The sequence below is a fragment of the Xenorhabdus sp. SGI240 genome, assembly GCF_040081915.1.
GTDB classification, from domain to species: Bacteria; Pseudomonadota; Gammaproteobacteria; order Enterobacterales; family Enterobacteriaceae; genus Xenorhabdus; species Xenorhabdus bakwenae.
Genome location: NZ_JBEBMB010000124.1, coordinates 1 through 3,486, shown reverse-complemented (window position 1 = coordinate 3,486; position 3,486 = coordinate 1). Strand labels below are relative to the sequence as shown.

Annotated in this window: 4 protein-coding genes; all 4 read right to left on the bottom strand. The window is 50.3% G+C overall.

Annotated features, from left to right (window positions below):
* The coding region (locus ABLA76_RS16890; RefSeq protein ID WP_348988821.1) for an antitermination protein at positions 1–380 on the bottom strand (380 nt) is incomplete at its 3' end.
* 2 nt (positions 381–382) lie between these two features.
* Positions 383–1,360 (bottom strand): toprim domain-containing protein, encoded by a 978-nt coding sequence (locus ABLA76_RS16885; protein WP_348988820.1) that lies wholly within the window; start codon positions 1,358–1,360, stop codon positions 383–385.
* The gene (locus tag ABLA76_RS16880; RefSeq protein WP_348988819.1) at positions 1,357–2,979 is read right to left on the bottom strand and encodes a DEAD/DEAH box helicase; all 1,623 of its coding nucleotides are present in this window, start codon (positions 2,977–2,979) and stop codon (positions 1,357–1,359) included. The genes ABLA76_RS16885 and ABLA76_RS16880 overlap by 4 nt, the downstream gene beginning before the upstream one ends.
* 212 nt (positions 2,980–3,191) lie before the next feature.
* Positions 3,192–3,386, bottom strand: coding sequence for a hypothetical protein (locus tag ABLA76_RS16875; protein WP_348988818.1), 195 nt, complete (start codon positions 3,384–3,386; stop codon positions 3,192–3,194).
* Positions 3,387–3,486 lie beyond the last annotated feature (100 nt).

Here is a 3,486-nt window from a genome sequence, read left to right as displayed (position 1 = left end):
TGATTTTTGATTAACCCCTTACCCTCACATTCCGAGCACTGACAGGTTGACGCGGCTGAACGGGCGTAATTCTCAAACGCCATCTTGGACAGTATCACCAGACATTGCCCCAGTTTATTCCCTGCTGCTTTCGATATCAGTTTCGGTACAGTTCGCCTTGCGTATCGGGTCAGTTCTTCTACGGTGCTGAATTTGTCTTCATTACTGACGTTGTTTTTGGCAAAAAAGGCCGTTATGCCAAACTTCGCCTGTGATTCAGCCATCCCTAAAGCCGCTGCGGTATCCATGCCTTTCATTCTGTCCGGGGCGGTACTGGTTGACGCATCACTAAAAGTCGGTGACTTCGGGTGAAAGTGTTTTAATGCTGACTCCAGCTTCATAGTTATGCCATCTCCCGTGCTTTTTTCATAAATATCAACTCTCTCGCTTCATTCCCGTTCTGGAGCATGTCGTTGAAGTCGCCACTGTCCGGCCAGCGAACACTGACCTTTTCTACGTCGTTATGGGCGGATAAATTCTTGCGGGCGCACTCCATCGCAGCTGCGTGACCTGTCGCGCTCCAGTCGGTATCGGCAAAGACAACGAGGTGTTTCACCCCCAGCGGGGCAATGAATTTCGCCATGTGCCCGGCATTCATGGTTGACCAAGTATTGACACCGTAAATTTGCTTACAGGACAGTGCTGTCTCGATCCCTTCTGCAATACCCAGCGTTGAATCGACCGGAAAAAGACGGATCGCCACCGATTGAACGTGTGCCAAATAACTATCTTCTTGTAATGAGTTCATTTTCTTAACAACGTCTAGCGAGGCTTTTCGATCCCCGTCTAAATACGTCCGATGCAGGTAGCACGCCAGCCCTTTTGAATCGGTAGCCAGCGCCCATATCGCTTGCAGTGTTCCGTTATGCACTGGTTGTTCGGCGCAATACCGCACATTGTCGGCAGGCAGAACGTGAATGCCCCGGTTTCTCAGGTAGGCCTCGCCCGATGTCCCTTTCAGGCCGGGTAAACCAGCGTAGCAGCCAGTGACTCTGTTTCTGAACGTGGTGATGTTCGTCTCTTTTTTCACCATGCTGCGTTTATCGGACTGAATACCCAGTAGCAGATCAATCTCATCGGCTAGCGTTTTATACTCCTTACCCTGTGTCAGGGTGAGCAGTTTCCAGCCATCACCCGCATTGCAGGTGCAAATAAACGTCCCTCTGCCATCACGATCATCAATGCGAAACTTCCCTTTCCGCTCGCATATCGGACACTTCCCTTTAAAGTGGTGCTTTCCCGTCACGGGCGGCAATTTGTAATAAGCGAAGATTTCAGGCCAGCGGCCGATAACAGCATCAGCGGTTTTTATTCTGTTCACTGTGTATCTCCCTGATATGATGGTGCACCTAATTGTTCACGTATTTCACGTACCTTATGGCGGGCCGCTTCAAGGTTTAGCCCCTGCTGTTCTTGTTGCGGTTGTTTTGCTTTCTTACGGCTTTTCGCCCACGCAATTTGCTTATGTTTGATGAAGTTATTCACTTCGGGTGTCAGTTCCTGAGGAACATCATGGAACCCACGCGGCCAGATGCCGAATTTGTCTTTAAACGTGTTGGAGACCCAGCCATCACTGACCGCCTTACCCTGTGAAGCCCGCTGGTTCTGGTAATATTTCAGCTGTGAATAGAAGCTCTGCTTTTCAGCCTGCGTGTAGATACGCTCTTTCTTGCTGAGCTTCTGAATGGTGCGGCTGGTATCCACCTCAACATCCTCGCCTGTCAGTGGCTTAAACCCACACTTCGGACAGACATAAACGCCAGCGGGCTTCATGTAATGACAGGATGAGCACTCTTTCGGTAATTTCTCGCGCTTTTCCTGCTCCCGGTGACTGGCGTGGGCTTTCATGCCGTCGTTCTTGCGGGGCAGTTCGTCATATTCGATATCGTCGGGATAGCCGAGGCGGTGAACAGTACCGGAGTGATCCAGAATGACGCACCGGTCCTTACCCTTGGCGGTACGTAAGCCTCTGCCGATTGACTGGAGCCAGCGGATTTCTGACTTAGTAGGACGGGCGTAAATGATGCACCGCACGTCACTGTCAAAACCCGCCACCAGCACGCCCACATTGACGATGATTTTCGTTGCGCCCTGCTCAAAGCGATGAATAATCAGGTCACGCTCATCATGCGGGGTATTGGCGGTCATTACCTCCGCATTCACACCAGCACGGTTAAACCCCATCGTGACGAAATTGGCGTGACTGACATTCACGCAGAAACACACGGTTGGCAGGTTTTCACCCAATTTCAGCCAACTGCTGACCACATCGCCGACCAAATCAGCCCCGCACATGATTTCGGCGATTTCGTCTTCTTTGTAGTCGCTGCCGTACTCAGCGCTTTGAGATGATTTCACCCCGGTTAAATCGGGTTTAGTGGGGGCATAAAACTCATAAGCACTCAGATCACCCCGCTGGATTAACTCTTTTATCGTGGTTGGCTTTATCAGCCTCTGGTAGTAGTGACCCAAGAACGGCGAGAAAGGGGTTCCCGATAGTCCGACGACCTTACAATCCGTTTCGGTGGTCAGCCGGGTGATTTCTTCCAGTATTTTTTTACGTTTCAGGTGCGCTTCATCAATCACCAGCAGGTTAATATCTTCGGGGAAGTCACGACGGATCAGCGTGTCAGCCGACGCAATCTGAATCAGTTTTTTCGGGTTCTGATTGGGATGATCACGCCAGATAAAAGCGATTTCATCTTCCGGTAGCCCATACTCGATAAAGCGCTGCGCAGTCTGATTTATCAATACGGTGAAAGGACAGATCATCATGACCTTTTTGTTTTTGGATACAAAGCCGTCAATAATAAATGCCGATAATCCTGTCTTGCCTGCACCTGTTGGGGCGTACACCATGAAAGAATTAAAGCGCTTCCAGTCTTGACGCAGCATGTTCAAAGCGCGCTCTTGGGCGAAGTTGGGGGTAATTTCTAGCATGACGTTACTCCCTGTTTATTTTTCTGTGCTGCCGTGTGATAATTCGCGCAGGTAACCGCATCTGTATTACCTATCGCAAGAGCCTGAGCAGTTGCACCCTGTAAAGTTTGGCTGTTCGGTTTCTTGCACCCTCTTACACTTCCATTCTGATTTAACATTGATACCCTCACTTGAATAAGTTCCACTGCCAGAGCACAAGCCTTTTCAGACGCTCAGTACTTGAACTTGGTGGCACGGATCACATCAACGCCGTTCACGCGATAACTCAAAGGCTGCTTGCCATCTTTGAGAAGCACAAAGCCTGAGACGCCAGATGGCAACTCACTCAATTTCAATAGCGAACGCTTACGGGGAGATCGGTTATCTGCCTCGATAGCGCAGCGTCCCCCTGAGCGTGTAGTCACCATGTAATCGACACGACCATTGCGGCCATCGCTTAATCCGGTTACGGCAAAGTTCTTTTGCAGGAACCAGCCCTGCTCACGGATTCAGTCCAGCAGCCGTGAA

What these genes read in the sequence shown, in the direction of transcription:
- ABLA76_RS16875 (WP_348988818.1), bottom strand. Translation starts at nt 3,386, where the DNA reads ATGGTGACTACACGCTCAGGGGGACGCTGCGCTATCGAGGCAGATAAC.
- ABLA76_RS16880 (WP_348988819.1), bottom strand. Translation starts at nt 2,979, where the DNA reads ATGCTAGAAATTACCCCCAACTTCGCCCAAGAGCGCGCTTTGAACATG.